This is a genomic window from Paenibacillus sp. IITD108, assembly GCF_036541265.1.
In the GTDB taxonomy this organism is placed as follows: Bacteria; Bacillota; Bacilli; order Paenibacillales; family Paenibacillaceae; genus Pristimantibacillus.
In genome coordinates this window covers 118673-143296 of record NZ_JAZHCT010000007.1, presented here as the reverse complement: position 1 = coordinate 143296, position 24624 = coordinate 118673, and the positions used below count along the sequence as shown (strand labels likewise).

At 44.8% G+C, this 24624-nt stretch carries 30 protein-coding genes; 1 reads left to right on the top strand and 29 read right to left on the bottom strand.

What is annotated here, in order from left to right:
* Positions 1-13: 13 nt before the first annotated feature.
* From V1L65_RS08605 to V1L65_RS08550, 12 genes are all read right to left on the bottom strand, one after another.
* The gene (locus V1L65_RS08605) at positions 14-721 is read right to left on the bottom strand and encodes a hypothetical protein (protein WP_331698712.1); all 708 of its coding nucleotides are present in this window, start codon (positions 719-721) and stop codon (positions 14-16) included.
* A gap of 100 nt (positions 722-821) precedes the next feature.
* Positions 822-1205 (bottom strand): aspartate 1-decarboxylase, encoded by a 384-nt coding sequence (panD, locus tag V1L65_RS08600; RefSeq protein ID WP_331698711.1) that lies wholly within the window; start codon positions 1203-1205, stop codon positions 822-824.
* The gene (gene panC, locus V1L65_RS08595; RefSeq protein ID WP_331698710.1) at positions 1198-2085 is read right to left on the bottom strand and encodes a pantoate--beta-alanine ligase; all 888 of its coding nucleotides are present in this window, start codon (positions 2083-2085) and stop codon (positions 1198-1200) included. Before panC ends, panD begins: the two co-directional genes overlap by 8 nt.
* The gene (gene panB / locus V1L65_RS08590) at positions 2082-2963 is read right to left on the bottom strand and encodes a 3-methyl-2-oxobutanoate hydroxymethyltransferase (protein WP_331698709.1); all 882 of its coding nucleotides are present in this window, start codon (positions 2961-2963) and stop codon (positions 2082-2084) included. Before panB ends, panC begins: the two co-directional genes overlap by 4 nt.
* Positions 2964-3249: 286 nt before the next feature.
* On the bottom strand, positions 3250-4221 hold the full coding sequence (locus V1L65_RS08585; protein WP_331698708.1) for a biotin--[acetyl-CoA-carboxylase] ligase: 972 nt from the start codon (positions 4219-4221) through the stop codon (positions 3250-3252).
* Positions 4222-5508, bottom strand: coding sequence for a CCA tRNA nucleotidyltransferase (locus V1L65_RS08580; RefSeq protein WP_331698707.1), 1287 nt, complete (start codon positions 5506-5508; stop codon positions 4222-4224).
* Between the two features lie 24 nt (positions 5509-5532).
* Complete coding sequence (gene bshA / locus V1L65_RS08575; protein ID WP_331698706.1) at positions 5533-6696, bottom strand: N-acetyl-alpha-D-glucosaminyl L-malate synthase BshA; 1164 nt, start codon at positions 6694-6696, stop codon at positions 5533-5535.
* A gap of 35 nt (positions 6697-6731) precedes the next feature.
* Positions 6732-7430, bottom strand: coding sequence for a bacillithiol biosynthesis deacetylase BshB1 (gene bshB1, locus V1L65_RS08570; RefSeq protein ID WP_331698705.1), 699 nt, complete (start codon positions 7428-7430; stop codon positions 6732-6734).
* Positions 7430-7852, bottom strand: a complete 423-nt coding sequence (mgsA, locus tag V1L65_RS08565; RefSeq protein ID WP_331698704.1) for a methylglyoxal synthase — start codon at positions 7850-7852, stop codon at positions 7430-7432. The genes bshB1 and mgsA overlap by 1 nt, the downstream gene beginning before the upstream one ends.
* Positions 7853-7880: 28 nt before the next feature.
* Complete coding sequence (gene dapB, locus V1L65_RS08560) at positions 7881-8690, bottom strand: 4-hydroxy-tetrahydrodipicolinate reductase (RefSeq protein ID WP_432503303.1); 810 nt, start codon at positions 8688-8690, stop codon at positions 7881-7883.
* A 10-nt stretch (positions 8691-8700) separates the two neighbouring features.
* On the bottom strand, positions 8701-9228 hold the full coding sequence (locus V1L65_RS08555; protein ID WP_331698703.1) for a tetratricopeptide repeat protein: 528 nt from the start codon (positions 9226-9228) through the stop codon (positions 8701-8703).
* A gap of 54 nt (positions 9229-9282) precedes the next feature.
* Complete coding sequence (locus V1L65_RS08550) at positions 9283-9621, bottom strand: nucleotide pyrophosphohydrolase (RefSeq protein WP_331698702.1); 339 nt, start codon at positions 9619-9621, stop codon at positions 9283-9285.
* A gap of 130 nt (positions 9622-9751) precedes the next feature.
* Between V1L65_RS08550 and V1L65_RS08545 the strand changes: the two genes are divergently transcribed.
* Positions 9752-10615 carry a YitT family protein gene (locus V1L65_RS08545; protein ID WP_331698701.1) on the top strand — a complete coding sequence of 288 codons (864 nt, stop codon included), beginning with the start codon at positions 9752-9754 and terminating at the stop codon, positions 10613-10615.
* 8 nt (positions 10616-10623) lie between these two features.
* Here the strand turns inward: V1L65_RS08545 and V1L65_RS08540 are convergent, their stop codons facing one another.
* The 17 genes from V1L65_RS08540 to V1L65_RS08460 all read right to left on the bottom strand — a co-directional run bounded on the left by V1L65_RS08540 (position 10624) and on the right by V1L65_RS08460 (position 24624).
* Complete coding sequence (locus V1L65_RS08540) at positions 10624-11502, bottom strand: sporulation protein YpjB (protein ID WP_331698700.1); 879 nt, start codon at positions 11500-11502, stop codon at positions 10624-10626.
* A 44-nt stretch (positions 11503-11546) separates the two neighbouring features.
* On the bottom strand, positions 11547-12176 hold the full coding sequence (locus tag V1L65_RS08535; RefSeq protein WP_331698699.1) for a DUF1405 domain-containing protein: 630 nt from the start codon (positions 12174-12176) through the stop codon (positions 11547-11549).
* A 97-nt stretch (positions 12177-12273) separates the two neighbouring features.
* The gene (locus tag V1L65_RS08530; protein ID WP_331698698.1) at positions 12274-13128 is read right to left on the bottom strand and encodes a c-type cytochrome; all 855 of its coding nucleotides are present in this window, start codon (positions 13126-13128) and stop codon (positions 12274-12276) included.
* A 20-nt stretch (positions 13129-13148) separates the two neighbouring features.
* A complete protein-coding gene (qcrB, locus tag V1L65_RS08525) occupies positions 13149-13820 on the bottom strand; it encodes a menaquinol-cytochrome c reductase cytochrome b subunit (RefSeq protein ID WP_331698697.1) in 672 nt (223 codons plus the stop codon).
* Positions 13821-13836: 16 nt separating this feature from the next.
* Positions 13837-14376: a ubiquinol-cytochrome c reductase iron-sulfur subunit gene (locus tag V1L65_RS08520; RefSeq protein ID WP_331698696.1), complete on the bottom strand. Its 540-nt coding sequence runs from the start codon at positions 14374-14376 to the stop codon at positions 13837-13839.
* 241 nt (positions 14377-14617) lie between these two features.
* Positions 14618-15040, bottom strand: coding sequence for a DUF2487 family protein (locus tag V1L65_RS08515; RefSeq protein ID WP_331698695.1), 423 nt, complete (start codon positions 15038-15040; stop codon positions 14618-14620).
* A 124-nt stretch (positions 15041-15164) separates the two neighbouring features.
* The gene (locus tag V1L65_RS08510) at positions 15165-15350 is read right to left on the bottom strand and encodes an IDEAL domain-containing protein (RefSeq protein ID WP_331698694.1); all 186 of its coding nucleotides are present in this window, start codon (positions 15348-15350) and stop codon (positions 15165-15167) included.
* 25 nt (positions 15351-15375) lie between these two features.
* Positions 15376-15882: a gamma carbonic anhydrase family protein gene (locus tag V1L65_RS08505; protein ID WP_331698693.1), complete on the bottom strand. Its 507-nt coding sequence runs from the start codon at positions 15880-15882 to the stop codon at positions 15376-15378.
* 91 nt (positions 15883-15973) lie between these two features.
* Complete coding sequence (locus V1L65_RS08500) at positions 15974-17194, bottom strand: hypothetical protein (RefSeq protein WP_331698692.1); 1221 nt, start codon at positions 17192-17194, stop codon at positions 15974-15976.
* 107 nt (positions 17195-17301) lie between these two features.
* The gene (locus V1L65_RS08495) at positions 17302-17889 is read right to left on the bottom strand and encodes a histidine phosphatase family protein (RefSeq protein ID WP_331698691.1); all 588 of its coding nucleotides are present in this window, start codon (positions 17887-17889) and stop codon (positions 17302-17304) included.
* Between the two features lie 29 nt (positions 17890-17918).
* Positions 17919-18524: an anti-sigma factor family protein gene (locus tag V1L65_RS08490; protein WP_331698690.1), complete on the bottom strand. Its 606-nt coding sequence runs from the start codon at positions 18522-18524 to the stop codon at positions 17919-17921.
* Complete coding sequence (locus tag V1L65_RS08485; protein ID WP_331698689.1) at positions 18521-19117, bottom strand: RNA polymerase sigma factor; 597 nt, start codon at positions 19115-19117, stop codon at positions 18521-18523. The genes V1L65_RS08490 and V1L65_RS08485 overlap by 4 nt, the downstream gene beginning before the upstream one ends.
* A 436-nt stretch (positions 19118-19553) precedes the next feature.
* Complete coding sequence (locus V1L65_RS08480) at positions 19554-20645, bottom strand: prephenate dehydrogenase (protein WP_331698688.1); 1092 nt, start codon at positions 20643-20645, stop codon at positions 19554-19556.
* A gap of 3 nt (positions 20646-20648) precedes the next feature.
* Positions 20649-21746, bottom strand: a complete 1098-nt coding sequence (hisC, locus tag V1L65_RS08475) for a histidinol-phosphate transaminase (RefSeq protein WP_331698687.1) — start codon at positions 21744-21746, stop codon at positions 20649-20651.
* Positions 21747-21930: 184 nt separating this feature from the next.
* The gene (gene trpA, locus V1L65_RS08470; RefSeq protein ID WP_331698686.1) at positions 21931-22737 is read right to left on the bottom strand and encodes a tryptophan synthase subunit alpha; all 807 of its coding nucleotides are present in this window, start codon (positions 22735-22737) and stop codon (positions 21931-21933) included.
* Complete coding sequence (gene trpB / locus V1L65_RS08465) at positions 22724-23929, bottom strand: tryptophan synthase subunit beta (protein ID WP_331698685.1); 1206 nt, start codon at positions 23927-23929, stop codon at positions 22724-22726. Before trpB ends, trpA begins: the two co-directional genes overlap by 14 nt.
* Positions 23926-24624, bottom strand: coding sequence for a phosphoribosylanthranilate isomerase (locus V1L65_RS08460; RefSeq protein WP_331698684.1), 699 nt, complete (start codon positions 24622-24624; stop codon positions 23926-23928). The genes trpB and V1L65_RS08460 overlap by 4 nt, the downstream gene beginning before the upstream one ends.

The window sequence follows — 24624 nt, the reverse complement described above, 5'->3', positions numbered from 1 at the left end:
CATCCCTATCCTCTCACAAACAGCACAACTCCGTGCTCCCAAAATATAAAGAAAGCTGCTTCGGCTGGCTTAGACATGCTTCAAGATTATTTAATGAGTGCGCAAACTGCGGATAAACATCATAAGCTTTCCTGAAAAACTGCTCGGCAAGTGATAAATTTCGTTCAATCGCTTGTATGCAGCCTAGTGCATTATATCCCAGTGCAAGCCACTTTGGATAATCAGTCAGTACAATAAGCAACTGGAATTGTCGCTGTGCCTCATGCCATTGCTGCATATGCATCATGCTCATGCCCAAAAATAATCGGGCCATATTGCTCTCCGGGGCCAATCGGATCACTTGGCTGAATTGATCGGCAGCTTCTGAAAACATAAATAAATTATAATAGCCCTTGCCCTTATGAAGCGCACTTTCAGCATCCCAAGTCAATGTGCTGTTTGTTTGGCTAAATTGATAATCCTGAGCTATCTGATTTGCAGAAATCGACGATGAAACAGTATCGCTTTTTGATGACTGCTGCATATGCTCATCCATTTCTACAGCTTGGCAGCTATTTTGCGATTCGGCAAAGCAGGTCCATTTTTCCTCAAATTGCAGCCATTGCTCGATGCATAAATCACTTGCATGCTTCAGCTCAAGCAGCTGCTGATGGAACTCGTCCTTTTGTATTTCATTGGCACAAGGGTACTGCTCAATAATATGATCCAGCATCTCGTTCATCGTTGAAAACATATGTTGAAAAATGACGCATCCCGCCTTTGCAAATGAACTAAGGAGTTGATACGTACATTCTCTGTCGTTCAGGATGTTTTCATACTCATCAGACAATTGTAGAATGCGGTTCTGTGCCCATTATTTGAACGGGCTTATTGTTTTCACCGAGTATAACTACAGTCGGATTATAGTTCCGGGCTGCTTCCTCCGTCATCATTGCGTATGAAATAATAATAACCTGGTCACCCGGCTGAACCAATCGTGCTGCCGCGCCATTTAAACAAATAACACCAGAACCTCTTTCTCCAACTATAACATAGGTTTCCAGTCTTGCTCCATTATTGTTGTTCACAATCTGCACTTTTTCATTTTCCAAAATATTGGCAGCCTCCATCAGAGCTGCATCAATCGTTATGCTGCCAACATAGTTAAGATTTGCTTCCGTTACTGTGGCACGGTGCAGCTTGGACTTCATCATCGTTCTATACATGGGTCATCACCTCCACAGGCACTAATAAACTATTGTCAATCAATCTTGTTTTCCCAAAATATACAGCTACCGCGAGCAGCAGCTCCTTGTCATTGTCTGACAGCTTTTGAGTTAAATCGATTTGCTCTAGCTCAGGATAGGCGAGCAATTGCACATAGTCAATTTTCGCCAATGGTTCTTTATTAATTCTGGCTGTAACTTTTTGCAATAATAATTGTCCTGTAGCTGCACCATCCTGCTCATACAGTTCAGTCGCCATTCGCATAGCCTGCGACAAGGCGACCGCCTGAATACGCTGTTCTGCTGTCAGATACACGTTTCTGGAGCTCAATGCAAGCCCGTCAGGCTCTCTTACAATCGGGCATTTTACAATTTCCACATCCATATTCAAGTCATGGACAAGCTGCTCGATAACGGCTACCTGCTGCGCATCCTTCATGCCAAAATAGGCTCTGCTTGGATTCACGATGTGAAACAGCTTGCTTACGACTAATCCAACGCCATCAAAATGCCCTGGTCTGGATGCTCCGCACAGCTGATCTGTAATTTGTGCAATCTTGATTGAAGTAAGCGGCTTTTTAGGATACATTTCCTCCACTGACGGCAAAAAGACAAGATCAACGCCGCAGGCAGCAGCAAGCTCAATATCTCTTTCCTCATTACGCGGATAACGGTCCAAATCTTCATTCGGACCAAATTGCATCGGATTGACAAATATACTAAGCACAACAATTTGATTTTGTTCTCTTGCAGCACGCATCAAACTTGCATGACCTTCATGCAAAAAACCCATTGTAGGCACAAAGCCTACTGTTTTATCCGATTCACGCAAATCGTTTAAATGTGACTTTAAATCTTTTATTGTTCGGCATATCATCATGACTCGCTCGTCCCCTTCTGCTTGGCATCCCCATCAATATTTCCATATAATGCAGCTGGCGCCTCAGCCGCAGGCTGAAAGGCATGCTCTTCTGCAGGGTATGCTTTGCTCTTCACATCAGAAACGTATTGTTCTATAGCAAGCTTGATCGTAGTACCGACATCAGCATAGGTTTTTACAAATTTTTTAGGGATATAAGGCGATGAATATTGGATCAGATCATGATAAACAAGCACTTGCCCGTCACAGCCCCTGCCTGCGCCTATACCGATTGTAGGTATATTGACGCTGCTTGAAATCGCATAGGCCGCTTCTTCCGTCATCAATTCAACGACAATACTGAATGCGCCAGCTTTTTCAAGCGCAATCGCATCCTTAACGAGCCGTTTAATATCTGCTTCATCCTTGCCTTGAACTTTATAACCGCCTATTTGATGAACCGCCTGAGGGGTCAAGCCAATATGCCCCATAACAGGAATGCCAGCCTCAACCAGCGCTTTAACTTCTGATGCGATTTCTTGCCCGCCTTCAAGCTTTACAGCATGAGCGCCGCCTTTTTGCATAATTTGGGCAGCATGGCGAAGCGTCGCTTTTTTTCCAGCCCCATAAGTCATAAAGGGCATATCTGCAACGATAAATGTATTTGCTGCACCGCGGACAACAGCTCTGGTATGATAAATAATATCATCCAGTGTCACTGGAATTGTTGTATCATAGCCTAGCACTACATTGCCCAATGAATCGCCAACCAATATTACATCGATGCCGGCTTCTTCCGCAATTTTCGCAGAAGGATAATCATATGCAGTAAGCACAGATATCGGTTGATTTTGCTTTTTCATGTCCTTAATCTTTGTTATTGTCAGCTTTTTCCTCATCAGTACCATCCCCTTAAGGATATTTTAAACACAAAAAAACCTTTTAGCCATTGCTAAAAAGGTCCCTTAACTGAAAAGGAAACATTAGAGAACACCGCTTCCTTCTGTCTCGGTCCCTTCGGCTCAGAGCAGAGTACGCATTGTTAATCTTTTACAATCCGTGTTGAAATTTTTCTTGCCCGCGACAGTGCAGCTTCAAGGAATACCGCCTGTCAAAATTTATAGTATCAAATTGTGGCCGATTCGTAAACAACAACATGAATCCAATTATTATTGCTCGGCGGCATCAATCCAAAGGTTCGCCCATCTCAGCTGAAAAAATAGATTTTTCAGATCCGTCCTCAAGACGAACTTTAATCGCTCCGCTTTCCTCAAGACCTGTCGGCACTCCTATAATAACACCTTGTGGAGTAGTAATCACTGCAGCTTTTCCAATTGAGACCGACAATGATTCCCATAATGGGACTATCGCCTGAAAGCCCTGCAGCTTGTACAAATCATACAGTTGCTCCCATTTCTCTAAGAAATGGGCAATAATATCCTCCCGATCAAATTGTCTGCCTGCTGCCATTCTAAGCGATACTGCTTTACTTAGCATTTTCGCCTCATAATCCGCATCACATAAATTGACACTGATTCCGATACCCGCAATAATATACTTCAATCGAGTATCCTCTGCTGTTGATTCCAGCAATATGCCGCTAATTTTTTTTCTGTCGATCAGCAAATCATTGGGCCATTTTATTCCGATTGGAAGCCTGGTTTGCTCTCTCAGGCTAGTGCATAGCGCAACAGCAGTTAACAGCGTAAGCTGAGGCGCAAACTGTACGGGCATATCAGGACGAAGCACAAGACTCATCCAAATGCCTTTGCCCGCTGGAGAAATCCAAACTCTGCCCATTCTGCCGCGACCGTTATTTTGCTGCTCAGCTATAAACAACGCCCCTTCTGCTGCGCCGTTCTCAGCCGCTTCTCTGGCTACATTTTGGGTGGAGTCAACGGCATCAAACAGTTTTAGCTGCTTGCCAAAGCGTTCGGTCCTTAATTTCTTTTTCAGCTGTTCTTCATTAATGAGCTTTGGAGCACTTACGAGCCGATAGCCGAGCTTGGTAGATGCTTCAAATTCATACCCTTGAGCTTCAAGCTTGCGTATTTGCTTCCAGATGGCTGTCCGGCTTACACCAAGCTCTTCGCTAAGCTTAGCTCCAGAGATAAAGCCTGCTGGATAATTATGAAATAGCTTTATTAATGGATTCATTCATTCAACCTCGTTTTTCCAGGCTAGCGCATGCTGTGCCAATTGATCATAATTATTGCTTACTTCACCCAATGCGGCACTCAGCAGCAATTTTTGCAGCAATTGTTTAACCCAAGGGCCTGCCGGCTTATTCATTATCTGCTGCAAATCCTTCCCTGTAATAGCAAGCTCCTTCAGAGTGCTCAAAGGGATGAGATCTGCGTGATCTTTTAATTGCTTCAATTCCGCTAAAGCAAAAGGCAATTGACTATGATTAAGCAGAGCCTCCGTAATATGCAACCAGTAATAGACGGTTTGCTTGCCATATTCAATTATAATAGCTGCCCATTCGTGCGAGCTTATTTCCCCTTCTTTATTTTTGATCTCCACTGCGGAAGCATGCAGACGTAAAATAAGCATAATTTGACTTTTTCTTGAATTTGAAAAGCGTAATTGCTCAAGCCAATGCTCAGCTGCTGATAAATTCAGAGCAGCTATAAAAAATGCAGCCCAGCGCAAATCAAGCTTATCCAGCCTATGCAATGAACGAAGCTTGTCCAGCTTGCTACTCATAATACAAAGTCTAAAGTCTACTTCCTTCGCCAGCGGCACTTTTACATGCAGCAGCAGCTCGCTTGCGATCAGCCATCGGAGGCCTCTATAAGGATTGCTCGCTTGAAGAAGCTTATCAAGCTCAGCTTGAACCCGTTCCATGGCGATATGCTTCATCAGGCTTCGTCTTGATTTAATAGCACGCCACATCGAAATAGCAGGCGCCAGCTCATAAACTGCAATGAACCTGACGCCGCGCAGCATTCTTAACGCATCCTCTTCAAATCTTTCTTCTGCAGAGCCTACCGAATAGAGCATCGAGCGAGCCAGATGCTGCCTTCCATTAAAAGGATCGGCAAGCTTACCGTCAGCGTAAAAAGCCATCGCATTCATCGTGAAGTCTCTCCGCTTCAAATCCGCAAGCAAGCTAGACACATAATGAACAGACTGCGGCTTTCTATGCTTCTCGTAACTGGAGTCTTCACGAAAGGTAGTAATTTCATAGGTCTGCTTGTCCCAGACAACGGTGACCGTTCCATGCTGCAGTCCTGTAGGGATTACTTGTTCGAATAAGGCCATCGTTTGCTCCGGCAGAGCCGAGGTTGCCAAATCAATATCTGCAATAGGCAAGCCTAACAGCGTATCGCGCACAGCGCCCCCCACAAATACGCAGCTATGGCCAGCCTCCTCCAATCGCCTTACGATGGGCAAAGCCTTCACCATCATTTGCGGCAGCTCCATTATCACGGCTTCCACCACCAGCTCTTTATTTATTATTCATTAGTCCGAGCAGATCGGAATTGGCAAATCCACATCAATGCCCAAAACCCTGTAATAAATTTGCTCATATTGCGTTGTAATAATATCATTGCAAAATTCGTGCCTTGCCCGATGAATACAAGCTTCCTTGAATTGCTTATGCAGTTCATCCCCGCTCAGCAATTTGACGGCATAGTCCGACATTTCCTCCACATTGCCGATGTCTGACAAAAATCCTGTTACCCCGTGTGTAACAAGCTCCGGTATTCCTCCGGCATTGGAGCCTATAGTCGGCACTCCGCATGCCATCGCTTCCAGGGCTACGAGTCCAAAGCTTTCCTTCTCTGAAGGCAGCAGCAGGACATCCGCCATAGAAATAACCTGTGCAACATCCTCCTGCTTGCCAAGGAAGCTCACCTTATCCTCAAGCCCTAAGCTTTGCACCTTGTGCTGAATTTTTGATTGCTCAGGCCCTTCGCCGACAAGCAGCAGCCTAGCTGGCATTTTACTTTGCACATGCTGAAATATATCGACTACATCACTTACTCTTTTAACCGGTCTAAAGTTAGAAATATGCATTAATATTTTTTCATGGGGTGCCGCATAGTCGGAACGCATATTCGACACATCTCGCGGATAATAGACTCGTTTGTCTACAAAATTGTACGTAAGATCAATAGGTGAAGCTATATCGAGCAGTCTTTGTGTTTCTTGAATCAAGTCTTTGGATACAGCCGTTACAGCGTCGCTTTTATGTATAGCTAACCGAATCAAATCTTTCAAGGATTCATCCTGTGCAAGCACTGTAATGTCTGTGCCATGCAGGGTTGTTACTGTTTTAAGCTGTTTTCCAACCATTTGCTGAGCCAAATAAGCGCATACAGCATGCGGAATCGCATAATGAACATGCAGCAAATCCAACTGATGCATATTGGCCACTTGGGCCATCTTGCTGGCTAGAGACAAGTCGTAAGGCGGATAACGAAACACATAATAATCATTTACTTCTACTTCATGGAAAAAAATATTTTTATGAAATCTGCCCAATCGAAAAGGAATGCTATGTGTAATAAAATGAATTTCATGGCCACGCTCAGCAAGCAGCTTGCCCAGCTCAGTTGCCACGACACCTGATCCGCCAAGCGTCGGATAGCATGTAATACCAATTTTTAATTTCTTGACCATGTAACGGGCACCTCCTTTTCTATTATGCTTCTCCATTATTCAAACAATGAAATGCCAAATGGCTGCTTGATGGCGAAGCCTTCTGCGTAGCTCCAGCCTCTCATGCGGCCGAGCAAGGAATCTCTGGCTTCTACCTTATCTATATAGCCATTTGTAAGCGGCGTGGACACACGGTCCAGATCGCCCGCCGCTGCTTCAAATTGTGAGCGGTAAGCCATAAGCGCCTGCTTTTTCTGTTCATAATAATCGGTTACGTTAACCATTAACGAAACATTCTCTACATCATTAATAAAATAATAAATAAGCTGTTCGACTTGAACAGCCGGCAGCTGCGGCATATATTTGCGTAATTTGGCATTAAATACCGCTTCTTCAATCAGCTTGCTGCATGCAATATGATCAGGATGCCTGTCAACCCAATAAGGCGCAAATACGATTTTGGGCCGATACTTCCTGATTTCGGCAACGATTAAATCAAGCTGGTCGCGAGTACCAAGCAGCCCCCGATCCGGCAGCTTCAAGTTGCTGCGCACGGATAAACCAAGCACCGCGGAAGCCGCATCGGCTTCTTGCCGACGCAGCTCTACGGTGCCATTAGAAGACATTTCAGCTTCAGTCAAATCGCATACTCCTACCTTGAATCCGGCTTGCACATGCTTTGCTATCGTCCCAGCCATACCGATTTCGGCATCGTCTGCATGCGCGCCAAATACAAGAATATCGAGCTTGTCCATTATTCAGTCACTCCTGGCTTATACTTATGAACGAGCTCACGCCAAGCAAAATCACCACGCTGCAAAGCTCTTACAAGCAGCTCTGCAGTTGCGATATTAGTTGCTACAGGAATGCCTTGCACATCGCAAAGGCGCAGCAAAGCTATAATATCAGGCTCGTGCGGCTGAGCCATTAAAGGATCACGCAAGAAAATGATCAAATCCATCTCATTTTGAGCAACGAGTGCTCCAATCTGCTGATCGCCGCCAAGCGGACCTGAACAAAAACGATGAATGGACAAATTTGTCTGCTCCATAATTCGCTGACCCGTCGTGCCTGTTGAAAACAAATGATATTCTTTAAATACAGATTCATAGGCCGTAACAAAATTAACCATTTCTTCTTTTTTTCTGTCGTGAGCTATAAATGCAATGTTTAGCATGAGTTTCCCCTCTCGCGCATCGGTTGCGCTAATCCATAATATGTTCGAAGCCGTATATTAGGCCGGTGTAGCCCATTACTTTTTTAACCGCCATATTGACGCCTGGCATATAGCCCGCTCTGTCATAGGAATCGTGGCGAATTTTGAGCGTTTGCCCAAATCCGCCGAAAATAACCTCCTGCTGCGCGAATACACCCGGCAGTCTCACGCTATGTATTCTAAAGCCGTTGTAATAGCCGCCACGTGCGCCTTCAATCGTCTCTTCCTCTTTTGGATTGCCCTGTCTAAGCTCTTCGCGCACCTCAGAAATAAGCTCGGCTGTTTTAACAGCAGTGCCTGATGGCGCGTCCAGCTTCTGATCACCATGATATTCAATGATTTCAACATGAGGCAAGTATTTGGAAGCTTCAGCTGCAAATTTCATCATCAATATAGCACCGATTGAAAAGTTAGGCGCAATAAGTCCGCCAATGCCTTTTTCCTCGCATTGCTGCTTAAGCTCTTCAATTTGACCCGCAGTAAAGCCTGTAGTTCCAATTACAGGGCGCACGCCATACTGGATAGCTGTTTTCGTATTGCCGTATGCTGCTTGAGGAACAGTAAAATCAATTAGAACATCCGCATTTGAGCTGCCCAGCGCATCCTCTAAAGATGGATTAATAATGACGCCGGTATCACCCTTGCCGACTAACAAGCCTGCATCAACAGGTCCTGCTGAAGGATCAATGGCAGCAACCAGCTGCAGCGCTTCATCCTCCAGCACCATTTTCAATACTTCACGGCCCATGCGTCCGCCTGCTCCCGTTACTGCCACTCTAATTTTATCGATTGTCATCATAATCACCTTTTCATTGTCTATTTCGTTTATTGGAAATCTTACGGTATTTTCTTTTAATATTTGCAAATAAAGTGCGTGCTGCGGCATGGTCAGGAGACAGCTTTAATGCTTCTCGAACGTATTTCAACGCCTTCTCTATATCTCCGGCAGCATCATAAACCATACTTAATGTAAAAGGCACTTCAAAATTCAGAGCATCAAGCTCAAATGACCGTTCCAGCTGCTCAATTGCGATGGTCCATTGCGGAGGTTTAGCTTCAATTGCTTGCTGCGCAGTAATATATAGCAATCTTGCTTCAACTACCTCAGCTTGATAAAGAAATTCTTGATTGTGAGGCTCAAGCAACAGCGCATGCTTGGCATAATCCATTGCTTTTTGCCATTTGCCGCTTCGCGCACATGAAATTGAACAGCGATAATAATAATCAGCTACTCGAGGCTCGAGCTCAATTGCCTTCTCAAACCAATAGATAGCCGATTCAAAATCGTTGCGCAATATAAATTCATATGCTTTTTTCACACATGCTGCTCCATCCATCTGTCCATCCTCCTTGTACACAGACTGATGTTACAGCATATGTCATAAGCTTGACTACAGTTCGTCTTGCGTCTTGCGCTCCCAGCGGTTCGCATCCCGGCTGTTGAACTTATCCATCACCTTGCTGTGGGCTTCTGCCAGATCAATATTAAGCGAATTTGCAAAGCATGCAAGCAGAAAAAGTATATCCCCCAGCTCTAATTCAACAGAGTTTTCTGCTTCGTCTGTTTTTTTCGGCTTCTCGCCGTAAGCATGATTGATTTCGCGGGCAAGCTCGCCAACTTCTTCCGTCATTCTAGCCATTAAGGCAAGCGGACTGAAATAGCCGACCTTAAATTGAGATATATACTCATCGACTTCTCGTTGAACATCCTGCAAAGTTTTCTGCGTCATCCTGCATTTCCTTTCCAACATAAACTATATGTATATGTTACCGTAACACAGTTCATAAAATCAATGTTTTTTGAAAGTTCAAATTCACCATACTATATAGTAATAACGTGAAGCAAAGGAGCTTACAATCATGCTTTCGAACTTTCGCGACTGGCGATCTATATTGGCGATTATGCTTGGCACAGCCATTTACTCCTTTGGCCTGCATTACTTTATCGTCCCTAATCAGTTAATGGAAGGCGGTGTAACCGGCATAGCGGTTCTGCTCAATTATGCGCTTGGCCTGCCGCTTTCCATCACTACACTTGTGCTTAATATTCCACTATTTCTGATTGGCTGGAAGCAGCTTGGCAGATCACAAATGGTGTACACGCTGCTGGGCATCTTGTCTCTATCCGCTTTTTTGGCTGTATTTGAACAGCTCATTAAGCTTGGCTATGTCGTGCCGTTTCAAGGCAGCCATGATTATATGCTTGCCGCATTGTATGCAGGGGTTTCACTGGGAGCCGGTTTGGGCATCGTATTTCGATTTGGAGGCACTACTGGAGGAATTGATATTATTGCCCGGATTATTTCTCGCAAGCGGGGCTACAGTATGGGGCAAATTATTTTGAGCTTCGATGCTGTCATTATTATGTCAGGACTGCTTTACGTAACTATTGACAAAATTCTTTACACACTGGTTGTAGTATTTATCGCCTCTAAAATTATTGATTTTATTCAAGACGGCGCATACTCTGCCAAAGCTTTTTCCATCATATCTGATCAAAGCAAGCAAATAGCAGATGATATATCTTTGCAATTAGAAAGAGGCGTCACTTTGTTTGCTGCCAAGGGAGCGTATTCCAATCAAAAAAAAGAGGTCGTTTACTGCGTTGTCCCAAGACAAGAAACACGTCGTCTAAAGGAAATTGTTCGCCGCAACGATCCTCGCGCATTTATTATAATAAATGATGTGCATGATGTGCTTGGAGAAGGCTTTAAAGAGGAATAGCTGTAACCCTACCCCTTGGCAATAGGCTTCACACCGTAAGGCGCCAGCTTATATTTGCGCCAGCTTACGAATGCAAGCACAGTAAAAATAAAACCGCCAAAAAACAGCGTCCATCCAAGCGCCTCTGATTCCGGACCGACAATCAAGACGGAGGCAGCAATACTTTGAGTGTTGTCTTGAAATAAAGAGATAAACACTGTATGTAGCGCATCAACAGAAGCTACAATTTCATTACGTTTTTCTTTAGTGGCATAAGGCTTGTCGAACAGCAGTTTTTTGGTGTGAGCGATCCGCTCTTCAACAGCGGCAATTACTGCAGGCTCCTGCTCCATATACCCGGCAAGCTTCAAACGGTCATATTTCCCTTCAATGCTCGTCATAATCCCTCTCGCGGCTTGAATAAATCCATCAGACTGCCCATATAACGATTTTTTCAGCAGAGCAATATCTTCTTTTAGCAGCAGCTGATATTGCAGCCATAATGCTGTTTGAGGCCGAATCTGCGAATCAATAGCAAGCCTGAGCTTGGCAGCCTGCTGATGCCAATTAACCGCTAGCGTGCCTGATTCCATGCTGATGCTCAGCCGTTCAACCTCATGCCGCAATTGCTGCCAGCCGGTTAACCGCACATCAGTGCTTTTTTCCAAGTAACGTTCAACATATTTCTTCAGCTTTTGCAGCTCCACATAGCCAGCTTGTCTATTATCAATGACTGCAGCCTCATAAATTTTATTAATAGATGCTTCCAGCTGCTCCAGCAGCTCTGCATTTTGCGCAGCCGTTGTTGGGGCGGAATAACCCGCGGCAAAGGACTTCGTTAAAACTGCAAAAGAACCAGCTAGCAGCACAGCACCGAATAAAGAAAAAATAATGATTTTGGCTCTCATGAACATCCCTCCACTATAAAACTATGAAGGGTTGTCCTTATTTATTACGACTTTTTGCCCCGATGCAGAAGCAAAGCTAACAGCAAGCTGCACAAGGATAAGCAATACGTAAATATTTTTACTTGCTGTACTTGATCTTTAAGCTCATAAGGCAAATTCGGGTAAATCCCATACGTATAATCTGCTGTATCATTAAGCAGCAGCCAGCAGGTAGCAGCAGCTAGCATAGACTTACTAACAGTCATAAACCGCATATATAATAGAGCTTCTATCGCCATCCCCAAATGAGAGACAATGAGCATCATATCCGTTGCATAAATATCGCCGCCTTGATAAATGCCAGCCAAGATGATAGCAACTGCCCATACCCCATATTTAACTGAACATACTACAGCTAAACCTTCAATAAACATTCTGCCGTAACGGACGAGCTTGCTCTTTCCTGTTGGAGGAAATAATAAGTAAAGTAAAGCCAGAGTAAAAAACAAGCTTGCAGTCGGCGAATCCGGAACGAATACGAGCATCCATAAAGGTTTAGTCGCTGCTGTAAGCTCGAGCTGACCGCCATACCATATGTATCCATATATTGTTCCTAAAAAATTCACGATAAACAAGAGCCATAAAAAAGTGCGGTTCAGCAAAAAGGAACGGCTCCAAAAAAAAGATAAATTCATTGCATCGAATCCTTTCGATAGAAAACCTTAACCTGCTTATTTTCAAAAAACCTGACCGTATACGATACGATCAGGTTTTTGAATGATTTGCTTATTATTACTGCTTTTGCTTGGACAGCCATACAGAAAGCTGATTGATTTCGTCTGCAGACAAGGAATCTGCAAAGCCTGGCATCGCACCATTATTACGTCCTTCTGTAATAACCTGTGCAATTTCCTCAGTTGTCATGCGGTTTCCTACTCCTGTTAGAGCAGGTGCGCTTGCGCCTGAGAAGTCAGCCGCATGGCAGCCGATACAGTTAGCTGTTTTGGCAATTTCCATTGCTGGATCATCCGCGTCGATAATCGCTGCCTTCTTAAGCGGATTAGGACGAGGCTTGCCTGCCTCAATCGCTTCTTTGGCACGCTCAGCGCGCAAATGATGCTCTGGTGTTTGTCCATTTTCTTCAAGCATATGTTGATAATGATCCCAAGAGAAATATGTCAAGTACACGCAAGCCGCCAATGTAAGAATCATTAGCGAGGAAGCAATTGGACGACGGTAGAAGCGGCGCTCTTTCCCAGTGTCCAGGAATGGAGCCAGCAGCAAGCCGCCGAACATAATGCCCGGAATACCAATTGTACCTAACAATACATAATCCTGTGATACATATGGATACTTCAAGAATTGATATAGAAACAGGAAGTACCAGTCAGGCATCGGAATAAAGGATGCATTCGTCGGATCTGCCGGATAACCTAGCGGCGCAGGCTCAGCGACAACCCAAGCCAAAAACCCAACCAACACTACTACACCAACCATCCATTCCTTAAGCAAGAAATACGGTATAAATGCTTCAGATTTTCCCGGATAAGCGGAAAAGTCTGGCGGAATATTCGAATGGTTAACTTTCTTTACTCGCGAATCACCAACGTATACTACCTTTTCTTTTGATGAATGATCTTGAGCCATACGTTACCCCTCCTTTTCGCTTATAACGGTCCTGAAATGCCCTGTTTCCGAATCATCAGGAAATGCGCTGCCAATAACGCTATTAGCGCACCTGGCAAGAAAAATACGTGAATCGCGAAGAAGCGAGTCAGCGTCTGCGCGCCTACAATGTCGCCGCCGTATAGGAAGTCAGCAATGTAGGAACCGATGAATGGAACGGAAGCTGCAATTTCAACCCCAACTTTTGTTGCGTAATAAGCTTTGTTGTCCCACGGAAGCAGGTAGCCTGTAAAGCCTAGACCTAGCATAATGAAGAAAATCAACATTCCGACAACCCAGTTCATCTCGCGAGGCGCTTTGTAAGAACCTGTGAAGAATACACGTAAAGTATGTAGGAACATCATTACGATAACCAAGCTGGCACCGAAATGGTGCATACCGCGAACAATTTGTCCAAACGCAACTTGGTGCTGCAGGAAATCAACACTCGCATAAGCGTTAATAATATCCGGCACGTAGTACATTGTCAGGAACATGCCTGACAAAATTTGAATAACTGTAATGAAAAACGTCAATCCGCCAAAACAGTAAACGAAAGCCGAGAAGTGATGGGCCGGGTTAACGTGCTCAGGCACCTCATGGTCGGCTACATCTCTCCAAAGCGGCGTAATGTCAAGACGTTCGTCAATCCAGTTGTAAACAGTTTTAAACATCTGCAGTTACGCCTCCTTACTTAACTCTTGAGTTCGGTTTAATTGGTCCTAAATAGACGAAGCCATTTTCTTCGTTTACTTTGACATCGTACTCATCAAGCGGCAATCGAGCAACGGTAATGTTTTTACCATCTCTCGTATAACGCGCATCATGACAAGGACAATCGTACTCGTTCAAGCCCTTCGTGTTCCAAAAAATCGTACAGCCCAAATGCTTGCACACTGGTGATAGTGCAAAAATGTTTCCTGCATCATCTTTGGAAATCCAGGCCACCAGTTCCGGATCGCTTTCATACCATCCGTCTACCTGATGAATTTTAAATTTGAATTCTTGCGGTTCATTCGTAATTTTGCTGACCTCAACAACCTTTACGTAGGCTCCCTCACTCTTCTTTGCTAGAAGAGGGTCAACTGCAAAACGAACCATTGGCAAAACAGCGCCACCCATCATAAAAGCAGTTGTGCCGCCGAGCGTATAAGAAAGAAATTGACGCCGGGACATCTCTTTGCGTTTAGCCGGGCGATGCTCCGCCTCGTGTTGTTCGTGGTTACTCATCTTCTGTTCTAACCCCCTTTTTGCCAACCATATCTCGCGTTTTGCCGCACGGCAAAACAAATGACGAACTAGGACATAACTTATAATAGCCTAGCAATATAAGAGCGTCAAGAATTTGGCACAATATTTGAGGCCTATTGGAAATGACGTTCAATAATTTGTTGTCATTTTGTCACATTTGAATATATGTTGGTTTTGTTTTCTCCACATTCCTGCTTTATTATTCATAAAAAGACCAAATTTATGTAGCTTGTCCATTCCAAAGCTCTCTCATCATTACAGCTACCTTGCTGCTTTCAGGCAAGCTTCCGTCATGCTCCGGCCGAAGCACCATACTGGCGTTATTCACTGCAACATCAAGCCCGGCCTGCGCTGTAGCAATTAATACATGCTTGAAACCTGTTTTTTTCAAAGATTTGCATACTTGCTCCAGCATATTACGCGAAGCCTCGTCGTTAGTATAGAAATGCATTGCCGGGTAAGTAACAACCCTTCCCTTAAACGGAATTTCAATCAAATCCATAATATCCCGCAATTTCTCAAGCTGCTCTGTCGCCTCAAAGGGCTGCTCAATGCCCGTCAACCCTGTAACAGGGAGCAGGCAGGTGTCGAGATATGGCTGCAGGGAACCCCATTCCTCCGCAGATATTTCACTAAACTTCATTCCGCGCATCCACTCCTAGCTGCATATCATTTTTTACTGATCACTATTATTCTACAAAAGAAAGCTTCCAAATGCTAGACCAGGCGAGCTTAGTGCCTTAATTAGCATGGAAGCTTATTAAAACTTAATATGAAGTAAGCTCATTGCGCTGCTGTACTAATGCGTGAAATGTGCTTTCATCTCCGGCAGCCAATGACTTATCAATTTCATCATTCAATTTGTTAAGCGCGAACGTACGCAAAGCCTCATCCAGCACCATTTCCGCTGCCAGGCCAAGCATAGCCTCGTATGCGACTTTCATTTTATCCATAGGATGCACCTCCGCCTTCTTGCGTTTAAGAGATCCTATATTCGATTCCTTTCGTCACGTAGCTCTCCATCGTTCTTCTCATTCGCGTAAGATCATCCTCTGTCAATTCACGTACGACTTTGGCTGGTGATCCGAGAGAAAGCGTATAGGAAGGTATTTTTTTGTTCTCGGTTACTATTGAACCGGCTCCTATTAAAGCATATTCACCAATTTCAGCCCCGTTAAGTACTATGGCCCCCATTCCGATTAAAGTGCCTTTGCCTATCGTACAACCGTGGATAATGGCGCTATGGCCTATAGAAACCTCGTCCGCCAATAGAAGCGGCTGATCTGTATTTACATGTCCCACAACACCGTCTTGAACGTTGCACCTGCTGCCAATTCTAATAGGCGCCAAATCTCCTCTTAGCACAGCATTAAACCAGATTGTGCTCTGCGGGCCAACTGCGACATCGCCGATTATTTTTGCGCCCTCTGCTACATAGCAATCCTGCTGCAGTGTAGGAATTATTCCTTTGTATGGTATAAGCAATTGCTTCATCTCCCTTCGGTGGGGAAATTTTACCAATGTGCCAGTCGAATGTCAACGCAGCATTTAGCCTGGTTATCTACTGTACTGCAGCTCAGCACTTATAGGTGCCTTGAATTACCGCTTTGCCAAGCGGAGTAATACGGATGACTCTGCCTGCAGCAGCATGCTCACCAATGCGCAGCAAGCCAAGATGCAGCAGCATCGCAATGACTCGCTGCTCCAATATAGACTGCGCGGAATCGTAAAAATACGGCTTGATATAGGGCAGCAATATTTGTTCGATCGAAGCAATTGTCACCCACCTGCCGCATAACTCGGCAAGCCAGTTTACAATAGCCTCAAGATTAGGAATAGGCAATTTGTATTGCTTCAGCCAGTACTGATACAGTCGCGAGATTTCCTGCTCATTTTTAGCAAGCAGCCTTGCCTCGCCTGCAGGCGTAATCGCAAGAAGCTCATTTGATTGCTCGGCAATATAACCAGAGAACCTGCAAAAATCATAGAGCAGCGAAAAACGATTCGGGTAATGATTGAAATGACGCCCGTAACCGAATCGCCATTCCCCTTTGGCCGGCGGCTGCTCTCCAACGCTAAGCCTATCCAATATTGCCGTCAGCCAACGCTTATACATCGAGCCGTCAGCCGCCAGCTGAATGTCATTCTGCTGAGCATATCGCAAAAAAATAGTGATATCATCCTCAAACAACAGCTGTTCATCACGGTATGCTTCCGGTTCATTGCAATATTCCAGCTTTTGTGCAAAGCTGTGCAGCATAATTTTTTGGAATCTTTGCTTCATATCCTGAGGGACATGAAATAAATATTTATTTGGGCCGCTGTAGCCATTGAACAGCCAACCTCGATGTTTAAAGGTTGCTATCATCTCTCGCGGGCTTTTGACCGTTTCTTGCACGGATTTGAGCTTCTGCTCAGCTTTTCGTTTAACCCCTTTTGACTGCTTGACAGCAGAATCGGCGCTTCCTGCAGCGTTTGCGCTCTGCAATGCGACTTGAACGCCGTTAACAGCATGCAGCCGGTCGCTCTCCTGCTCAAATCTGCTCTGCTGGGCCCGAGCGATCAGATCCTCCATGCTGTAAGCTTTTTTCGTTTCAAACAACAGCGTGTTGACGAATCGCAGCTCTTCAAGCGTCATTTTATGGACATGCTCATCAAATGCTTTGCTGCTCATTGCCGCCAAAATGGATTGAATCAAGTCATGCTTTGAGTTGCTGCTGCAATCACATTTGTACATATCGGCAATTCTATTAAGCTGCTGGATATCCGCATACACTAGCATGTCTGACAAATTCATCGCGTTCTCCCCTCCTTAAGCTCAACTAGCTTTAGTATGGGATAGTTTTTATTGTTTCAAACTAGGCATGAAAATAAAAAAAGCTCGCTGGCGTCAGCCAGCGAAGCTTATTTCTCGACCAAATGGCGAGTGCAGTTATATAGCAAAGGAATCCAATCATCCTCATTCCAGCTCAAAATGGAATAGGAGAGATTCATTAATCTTTCGTCCTTCAGGTCAGAGCACAGCTGATTAAGCATAACCGCTATAAAGCTGCCATGCGAAACAAGCAGAACATTATCATATTGAGCCGATGCGCGCAAATCATTCAAAAAACTCATGCCGCGTTCAAATACAGCTTCATCCGGCTCCACCCCATAATGCTCGGAACGGCTTCGCCAATCCTTGCCCCAGCGCTCGATCCGCTCCGGTTCAGCTGTTCCTTCTATTTGCCCGAAATTTCGTTCCTGCACCCGCCTGTCTGGCGCCAGCAGCGGCAATTGAAGAGCCTCAGCTACTATAGCGGCAGTATCGTAAGCTCTTGAAAGCGGACTGGAAATAACCGCCTCCCATATTTGTTCATCCTGCTGCAATCGGGCAGCCAGCTGCTTAGCTTGCGCTATCCCTGCTTCATTCAACGGTATATCCGTCTGCCCTTGAGTAATACCCTGGCTATTCCAATCGGTTTGTCCATGTCTAACGAAGCCTATTTTCAACAAATACAACTCCTAATCCAAAGTAATATTCAGCTTCTAGTTCGCGAAAGCCAATTAAGCATCAGCAATGCCATCACTAATCCTAACAGAGACAGCGCCACGTAATACTGCGGAAATGACGGAACAATCTTTAGCACTAGCGGATCGCTAATACTAGCTATAGGCACTTCGGAATAAAAGCCGGAAGTCAAAGTCGCTTTCTCAGCTGAAGCGATTCCTGTATCCATCAAGCCTGACATCATTTGGATCTCTGCCCCGCCTGTGTGCTTCCTCTGCTGAAACAGAAGCACAAATAATGAGCAGCCAAATATGGCCATGCAGCCGGCGATAATGATCGCCAAATTACGCCTGAATTGCTTTGTAAACGAGTAGCTTTTGTCAGCCACCGGCGCGATCCAGGACTGCTCCTTAAAAATTCTGTCCATAACGGAGCGATTGATGTGGTCAAGCGGACCTATTATATAATTATCTTCAGAAAAATCACGAATCAATTGCTCGCTTTCTTCCCAAATACGAAATTCCTCTGCACATTTGTCGCAGCATTTCATATGTTCATCCATCTCAGCTCTACAATCATTATCTTGCGACAAATCCCAGTAGCTTCCGAACAATGATTGTACTTCTGTGCAATTCATCGCGAATCCATCCCTTCGATTTCTTCAAGCATCGCGGGTTGTTCAAAATACGGCTCAAGATGAGCCTTCACACTTGCCCGTGCACGAAACAACAATGATTTGACTGAACTAACAGTCTGCCCCATAATACATGCAATTTCCTGATAATCAAGCTGATCATATTCACGAAGTATAAGTGCTGAACGCTGCTTTTCAGGCAGCTTATTGATCGCCTCGCGCACCATCGTCATTCTTTCATTGCGAAGCACTTGCTGCTCTGGCATAAGCTCGAACGATTCAATCGGCTCTACCCCAGCGTCTTCAATCGATACTTGGACCGCTTTCTGCTTGCGCAGCTCGCTCAGCACGGTGTTGCGGGCTATCGTATACAGCCACGTAGAAAAAGAAGCATCCACTTCACGAAAAGAATGGAGACTTCGATAGGCCTTGTAAAAGGTTTCGGAGCATAGATCCTCTGCCAGCAGCTCCAGCTTGGCGCTTTTCAGCATATGAAAAATAAAGGCCATAATTTTGCGCTGATAACGATTCATCAGCTCAGCGTACAGCTCAACATTACCTTCCTTTATTTCACGTATCAGTTGGGAATCAGTCATGACAGGCGAACCTCCTCCACCTGCAAGATTATTTCCCCGGATTCATCTATGTATAATTGTACTGTCCCGGGAACAAATAGTTGCGGTCAATTCTTAATATGTATTCAAATAAAAACAGATTAGATCAAAAGTATGAAGCCTAATTTAGACACACGTCTGCGTTGTAGTATACAATTCGATTTTCAAATGCAAATTCCTGCTTCGTTCGACAAAACCTCATAATCCTAACAATTCTAATAATTGCGCAAATTTGCAACACTGCTTCGAGACAAAAAAAAGCCACTCATAAGAGTGGCTAGCACCAATATGGTGCTACAGTTTTTGGATAGGAGTGGAGAGAAACCATACTGTACTTTTATTATATGTATACGCTTCCAAAATGTCAACAAGCGTTTTGGAATTTGTTTATTTTCATTCCAAAACGCTTGCTGCGGTGCTATTGATGAACAGAATAATTCATACTGCTCAATAGCTGAATCGCATCATCCAGGCTTTTCTGATCCTTAAAGGATAGCCTCAGCACACCAGGAATATCTTCCCTGCTCTCAATAATATGAATATTGCTCAGGTTAATCCGATGACTGCCCAGCTCACTGGCGATACTGCCAATAATGCCAGGATGATCAGGCACATCTACATAACATTCAAAAATAGATTGAATGATTCCTTTTCGCCTTTCAGGCAGCTTGCTTCTAAATTCGCCCGCTTCAGTAAAGGCTTCAATAATGGCATCGCCGTCTTGCAGCTCCAGCATGCTGATAAACTTATTCGTTTCCTTATTCCAGTCCTTCAGCAATTGCAAAACGACCTGACGATTATTAATTAAAATATCGCGCCATACAACCGGGTCACTGGAAGCAATTCTTGTAATATCTCTAAACCCGCCTGCGGCAAGCTGCTCATACAGTCCATTTTGCTCATTGTAGCCTCTAATTTGATTAACAAGCGCTACTGCAATGAGATGCGGCAAATGGCTGATTGCGCCGACGATCTCGTCATGCTCGTCGGCATCTACCTTTACGATATTCGCCTTCGTGCACAGCAGCAGCTTAGTAAGCCGGTCTATGGCTGCTTGGGGCGTCTGCTTGTCCGGTGTTAAAACATAGTAGGCATTTTCGAATAAATGCGAAGAGGCCGCTTCTACGCCGGAGCGCTCAGATCCTGCCATAGGATGGCCTCCAATAAATACTGCATCGCCCAGATTGACCGCCCGCGCGCAAGCAGCAACAGAGGATTTGGTACTGCCTACATCAGTTACGATACAGCCTGATTTAAGCTTGCATCTGGCAAGCTCAGATAAATATTGATCAAGCAATCCTACTGGAACGCACAAAAATATAAAATCTGCCGCCTCTGCCGCTTCTTGAATAGAAGTCGTCCCTGCATCAACGACTCCTCTTTGTAAATATTTCTCGATGGAGGAAGGCCGATTGGAATAGCCGATCACCTTGATCGAAGGATCTCCCTTGAAGCATAGAGCCAGGGACCCTCCTATCAGTCCAACGCCAAATATAGCAACTGTAGTCATAGGCTATTGAAGCACCATCACTTCCTGTAAAACTTGCTCAAGGGCAGTAATAAATTTTTCATTCTGTTTCTGCGTGCCTACAGAAACGCGAATATAAGTAGGATAATGCGTCCAGCGCGCTCGAGTCACAATGCCTTTGCGAAGCAGCGCATCGAATACTTCCGGTGATGAACGCTTCGTATCGAACAAGATGAAGTTGCCGTATGCAGGGAAGTATGGCAATCCTAATCGATCAAACTGCTCGCACAAATATTTAATGCCCTCTTCATTCTGCTCTCGGCAATACGTAAGGAAGGCGTCATCTGCCAGCGAGGCTTTAGCTGCAGCTTGAGCTATACGCGAAGTATTAAAAGGCTCACGAACTTGATTAACGGACTTGATCACATCACTGTGGCCTACTCCGTAACCGATACGTAAGGAAGCAAGACCGTAAATTTTCGAAAATGTGCGCAGTACAACCAGATTGCGATACTGCTTCAGCAGCTGGATGCCATCGCTGTATGCAGGATTATCGATATACTCGCCATAAGCCTCATCCAGTACGACCATCACCTGCTCAGGAACAGCGTTCATGAAAGAGACAAGCTCCTCATGCTCAACGATGGTTCCCGTCGGATTATTTGGATTGCAAATCCATACAATTTTAGTTTTATCGGAAATTCTGGACAGCATCGCCGGCAAATCATGCTTGCCATCCTTTAATGGAACTTCAATAACGACAGCATTTTCGATTTCTGCATTATGCTTATATTGTGGAAAGGTTTCATCCGCCATAACAGTTTCGTCACCAGGCGCAAGATACGCTCTGGCCAGCATCAATATAATTTCGCTAGAACCAGTCCCAAAAATGATTTGACCTGGCTCAACCCCTAGCTGTCCTGCCAATGCGCTTGTAAGCTCTACGCTGGCGCCATCAGGATAAATTTGAATATTATTTAATTCCTCTTGTATCGCTGCTTTAGCAAAATTGGAATAGCCAAAAGGATTTTCATTGGATGCAAGTTTAATGACTTCAGATAAACCTAGCTCGCGTTTCACATCTTCAATTGGTTTACCCGGCTGATAGACAGGTAGATGTAAAATATTAGACTTTGGCTGCATTGCCGTTCACCTCTTATTAAGTGCTTTATTTTAATTTATTAAAATTTCAGCTTCTATTGTCTCACAGATGAACATCATTTGTATAGTACAGGGATGAAGCAAGATCATTCTACCTCGCTTGCCCAATCAACAAAAGCCCTCCGCATCATTTTGCGGAAGGCTCTCGTCAGGTTAAGCTGCAATATTATCCTTTAAAATGAGCGATATAATTGCCTATATTGTTCAATCCCTCTTCTTTTCTATTGTTATCCTCGAGCAATGGTATATTGCTTTCAATTGTCCTCACGATTGCGCTGCCTATAATCACACCATCGCACAGCTTCTCAAACCTTTCAACCTGCTCACGGCTTGAAATGCCGAATCCAATGGCGATCGGCACATTGGAGGCCTCACGGACAGTTTGCAGGAAGCTGTCGATTTCCTGATGGAAATCAGCGCGCTCGCCTGTTACGCCCAGCGATGACACGCAGTAAACAAATCCAGTTGCCTCGCTGACAATTTTTACGATGCGATTTTTGGAAGTAGGCGCTACTAACGGTATAAGATGAATATTATTTGCCTCTGTAAGACGACGAACTTCTTCATTTTCCTCAATCGGCAAATCAGGAATGAGCAATCCGCTAATATCATGTCTTTTAACTGCATCGATTAATCGTTCAAGACCATATTGAAGCACTGGATTATAGTAAGTAAACAGCACAAATGGAAGCTTTACGCCTTCATCTCTTGCCTGCTTCGCGATCGACATGCAATCCTCCAGCGTAATTTGACGGCTTAAAGCACGCTCTGAAGCACGCTGAATGACCGGACCGTCAGCTAACGGATCAGAGTAAGGAACACCAAGCTCTATGATGTCAGCTCCGGCCTTCTCTGCCTGCTTAATAATTTGAACAGATATATCCCGGCTTGGATCACCCATCGTAATAAATGGGATAAGTGCCGTTTTTCCAGCTGCCTTCAGCTGGGCAAATGTTTGATCAATGAGATTCATCTAGTCCGCCTCCTAAGTAGCCCATAATTGCATCTACATCTTTATCTCCGCGTCCAGACAGATTGACGATTACAATTTCATCTTTGCTTAAAGTCGGTACAAGCTTTACAGCATGCGCTATCGCATGAGCCGATTCAAGCGCAGGCAAGATGCCCTCCTTGCGTGAAAGCAGCTGCAGCGCATCCAGCGCTTCCTGGTCTGTAATCGGAAAATATTGCGCTCTGCCCAAATCTTTGAGATAAGCATGCTCTGGTCCTACGCCCGGATAATCCAGCCCGGCCGATATGGAATGGGCAGGCAATACTTGGCCGAACTGATCCTGCAGCATATAGCTCATAGAGCCCTGGAACACACCATGGCTGCCTTTGGTCATCGTTGCAGCATGAAACTCTGTATCAATTCCTTTGCCCGCTGCTTCAACGCCGATAAGCCGAACAGACTCATCGTTTACAAAAGGGTAGAAAATACCCATAGCGTTGCTGCCGCCGCCAACTGCCGCAACGATATAATCCGGCAAACGGCCTTCCTGTCGCAAAATTTGCTCTCTTGCTTCATCGCCGATAATCCGCTGAAAATCACGAACCATCATGGGGTATGGATGGGGGCCGGTCGCAGATCCAAGGATATAGAATGTATCTGTTACATTACTGACCCAGTAGCGCAGCGTTTCATTACAAGCATCTTTAAGGGTACGCGTTCCTGAAGTAACAGGTACAACCTCTGCACCGAGCAGGCGCATGCGGAAAACATTAAGCTGCTGGCGCTTCATATCCTCCTCGCCCATAAACACCTTGCACTCCAAACCAAGCAGCGCAGCAATCGTTGCCGTAGCTACGCCATGCTGTCCCGCGCCAGTTTCGGCAATTACTTTTGTCTTGCCCATGCGCTTTGCCAGCACGCCTTGACCGATCGTATTATTGATTTTATGTGCCCCTGTATGGTTCATATCCTCACGTTTCAAATATACCTTTGCTCCGCCGAGCATTTCTGTCAATCGCTCTGCATAATACAACGCGGTCGGACGTCCGGAATATTGATGCAGCAAATACTTTACCTCTTCTTTGAAGCTCTCATCCTGCGAGTAATGCTTGTATGCTTCCTCCAGCTCAAGCAAAACGTTCATCAAGGTTTCAGGAACATATCTTCCTCCGAATTTGCCAAATCGTCCATGCTCATTTGGTACTTGTTTCATGCCTCTCTCACCCTTCTAACAAACATTTCTATTTTATTTACACTTTTTCTGCCTTCTGCCTCTACACCACTGGATACGTCAATACCGTCAACCTTGTATTTTTGAAGCAATTGCTGCACATTGCTCTCATTTAAGCCGCCTGCTGCGTAAAGCGGCAAATTGCAGCTTGCTGCTGCGGCCTGATAAGCTTCGATGGCAGACCACTGAAACACCTGGCCTGTTCCTCCCCCGGGAGCATCAAGCAATATAGCATCTATACAGCCGCTAAAAGGCTGCAAAGCACTCAAAGCTTCATTATAATCAGTTTCTGACCGAACAGAAAAGACCTTCCAAATATGAATTTGCGGCAATCTGCTCTTCAACCTTTTGCAATAATCCGGAGTTTCATCCCCATGCAATTGCAAAACATCCAGCGGGGCTATTTCTGTAATCGCCAATATATCTCCAATATCAAAATTTACAAATACGCCTACAGCACGCGGCGGCTTGCCCTCGGCTGCCCGAATGTTTTTAAGCTCGGCAACCAGCTCAGCAGCTTGCTGCGCATTTACCTGTCTTTTGCTTGGCGCAAATACGAACCCGACCTCATGAATTGGCAAACCCTGCAATTGCGCTATATGTTCTCTTTCTTTAAATCCGCAAATTTTAATACGGGTATTATGAATTTCTTGATTTCGATTAAGCTGATTAGCCAT

Excerpts from the sequence above, each read along its gene's own strand:
- V1L65_RS08485 (WP_331698689.1), bottom strand. The coding sequence starts at position 19,117 with ATGACTGATTCCCAACTGATACGTGAAATAAAGGAAGGTAATGTTGAG.
- V1L65_RS08605 (WP_331698712.1), bottom strand. The coding sequence starts at position 721 with ATGAACGAGATGCTGGATCATATTATTGAGCAGTACCCTTGTGCCAAT.
- panD (WP_331698711.1), bottom strand. The coding sequence starts at position 1,205 with ATGTATAGAACGATGATGAAGTCCAAGCTGCACCGTGCCACAGTAACG.
- trpB (WP_331698685.1), bottom strand. The coding sequence starts at position 23,929 with ATGAAACAAGTACCAAATGAGCATGGACGATTTGGCAAATTCGGAGGA.
- panC (WP_331698710.1), bottom strand. The coding sequence starts at position 2,085 with ATGATGATATGCCGAACAATAAAAGATTTAAAGTCACATTTAAACGAT.
- V1L65_RS08510 (WP_331698694.1), bottom strand. The coding sequence starts at position 15,350 with ATGGATAAAATGAAAGTCGCATACGAGGCTATGCTTGGCCTGGCAGCG.
- trpA (WP_331698686.1), bottom strand. The coding sequence starts at position 22,737 with ATGAATCTCATTGATCAAACATTTGCCCAGCTGAAGGCAGCTGGAAAA.
- V1L65_RS08520 (WP_331698696.1), bottom strand. The coding sequence starts at position 14,376 with ATGAGTAACCACGAACAACACGAGGCGGAGCATCGCCCGGCTAAACGC.
- V1L65_RS08585 (WP_331698708.1), bottom strand. The coding sequence starts at position 4,221 with ATGAATCCATTAATAAAGCTATTTCATAATTATCCAGCAGGCTTTATC.
- V1L65_RS08500 (WP_331698692.1), bottom strand. The coding sequence starts at position 17,194 with ATGAATTTGTCAGACATGCTAGTGTATGCGGATATCCAGCAGCTTAAT.
- panB (WP_331698709.1), bottom strand. The coding sequence starts at position 2,963 with ATGAGGAAAAAGCTGACAATAACAAAGATTAAGGACATGAAAAAGCAA.
- V1L65_RS08555 (WP_331698703.1), bottom strand. The coding sequence starts at position 9,228 with ATGGATGGAGCAGCATGTGTGAAAAAAGCATATGAATTTATATTGCGC.
- V1L65_RS08545 (WP_331698701.1), top strand. The coding sequence starts at position 9,752 with ATGCTTTCGAACTTTCGCGACTGGCGATCTATATTGGCGATTATGCTT.
- bshA (WP_331698706.1), bottom strand. The coding sequence starts at position 6,696 with ATGGTCAAGAAATTAAAAATTGGTATTACATGCTATCCGACGCTTGGC.
- V1L65_RS08490 (WP_331698690.1), bottom strand. The coding sequence starts at position 18,524 with ATGAATTGCACAGAAGTACAATCATTGTTCGGAAGCTACTGGGATTTG.
- V1L65_RS08530 (WP_331698698.1), bottom strand. The coding sequence starts at position 13,128 with ATGGCTCAAGATCATTCATCAAAAGAAAAGGTAGTATACGTTGGTGAT.
- V1L65_RS08550 (WP_331698702.1), bottom strand. The coding sequence starts at position 9,621 with ATGACGCAGAAAACTTTGCAGGATGTTCAACGAGAAGTCGATGAGTAT.
- V1L65_RS08540 (WP_331698700.1), bottom strand. The coding sequence starts at position 11,502 with ATGAGAGCCAAAATCATTATTTTTTCTTTATTCGGTGCTGTGCTGCTA.
- dapB (WP_432503303.1), bottom strand. The coding sequence starts at position 8,690 with ATGATGACAATCGATAAAATTAGAGTGGCAGTAACGGGAGCAGGCGGA.
- V1L65_RS08480 (WP_331698688.1), bottom strand. The coding sequence starts at position 20,645 with ATGACTACAGTTGCTATATTTGGCGTTGGACTGATAGGAGGGTCCCTG.
- V1L65_RS08460 (WP_331698684.1), bottom strand. The coding sequence starts at position 24,624 with ATGGCTAATCAGCTTAATCGAAATCAAGAAATTCATAATACCCGTATT.
- V1L65_RS08535 (WP_331698699.1), bottom strand. The coding sequence starts at position 12,176 with ATGAATTTATCTTTTTTTTGGAGCCGTTCCTTTTTGCTGAACCGCACT.
- bshB1 (WP_331698705.1), bottom strand. The coding sequence starts at position 7,430 with ATGGACAAGCTCGATATTCTTGTATTTGGCGCGCATGCAGACGATGCC.
- mgsA (WP_331698704.1), bottom strand. The coding sequence starts at position 7,852 with ATGCTAAACATTGCATTTATAGCTCACGACAGAAAAAAAGAAGAAATG.
- V1L65_RS08515 (WP_331698695.1), bottom strand. The coding sequence starts at position 15,040 with ATGAAGTTTAGTGAAATATCTGCGGAGGAATGGGGTTCCCTGCAGCCA.
- qcrB (WP_331698697.1), bottom strand. The coding sequence starts at position 13,820 with ATGTTTAAAACTGTTTACAACTGGATTGACGAACGTCTTGACATTACG.
- hisC (WP_331698687.1), bottom strand. The coding sequence starts at position 21,746 with ATGCAGCCAAAGTCTAATATTTTACATCTACCTGTCTATCAGCCGGGT.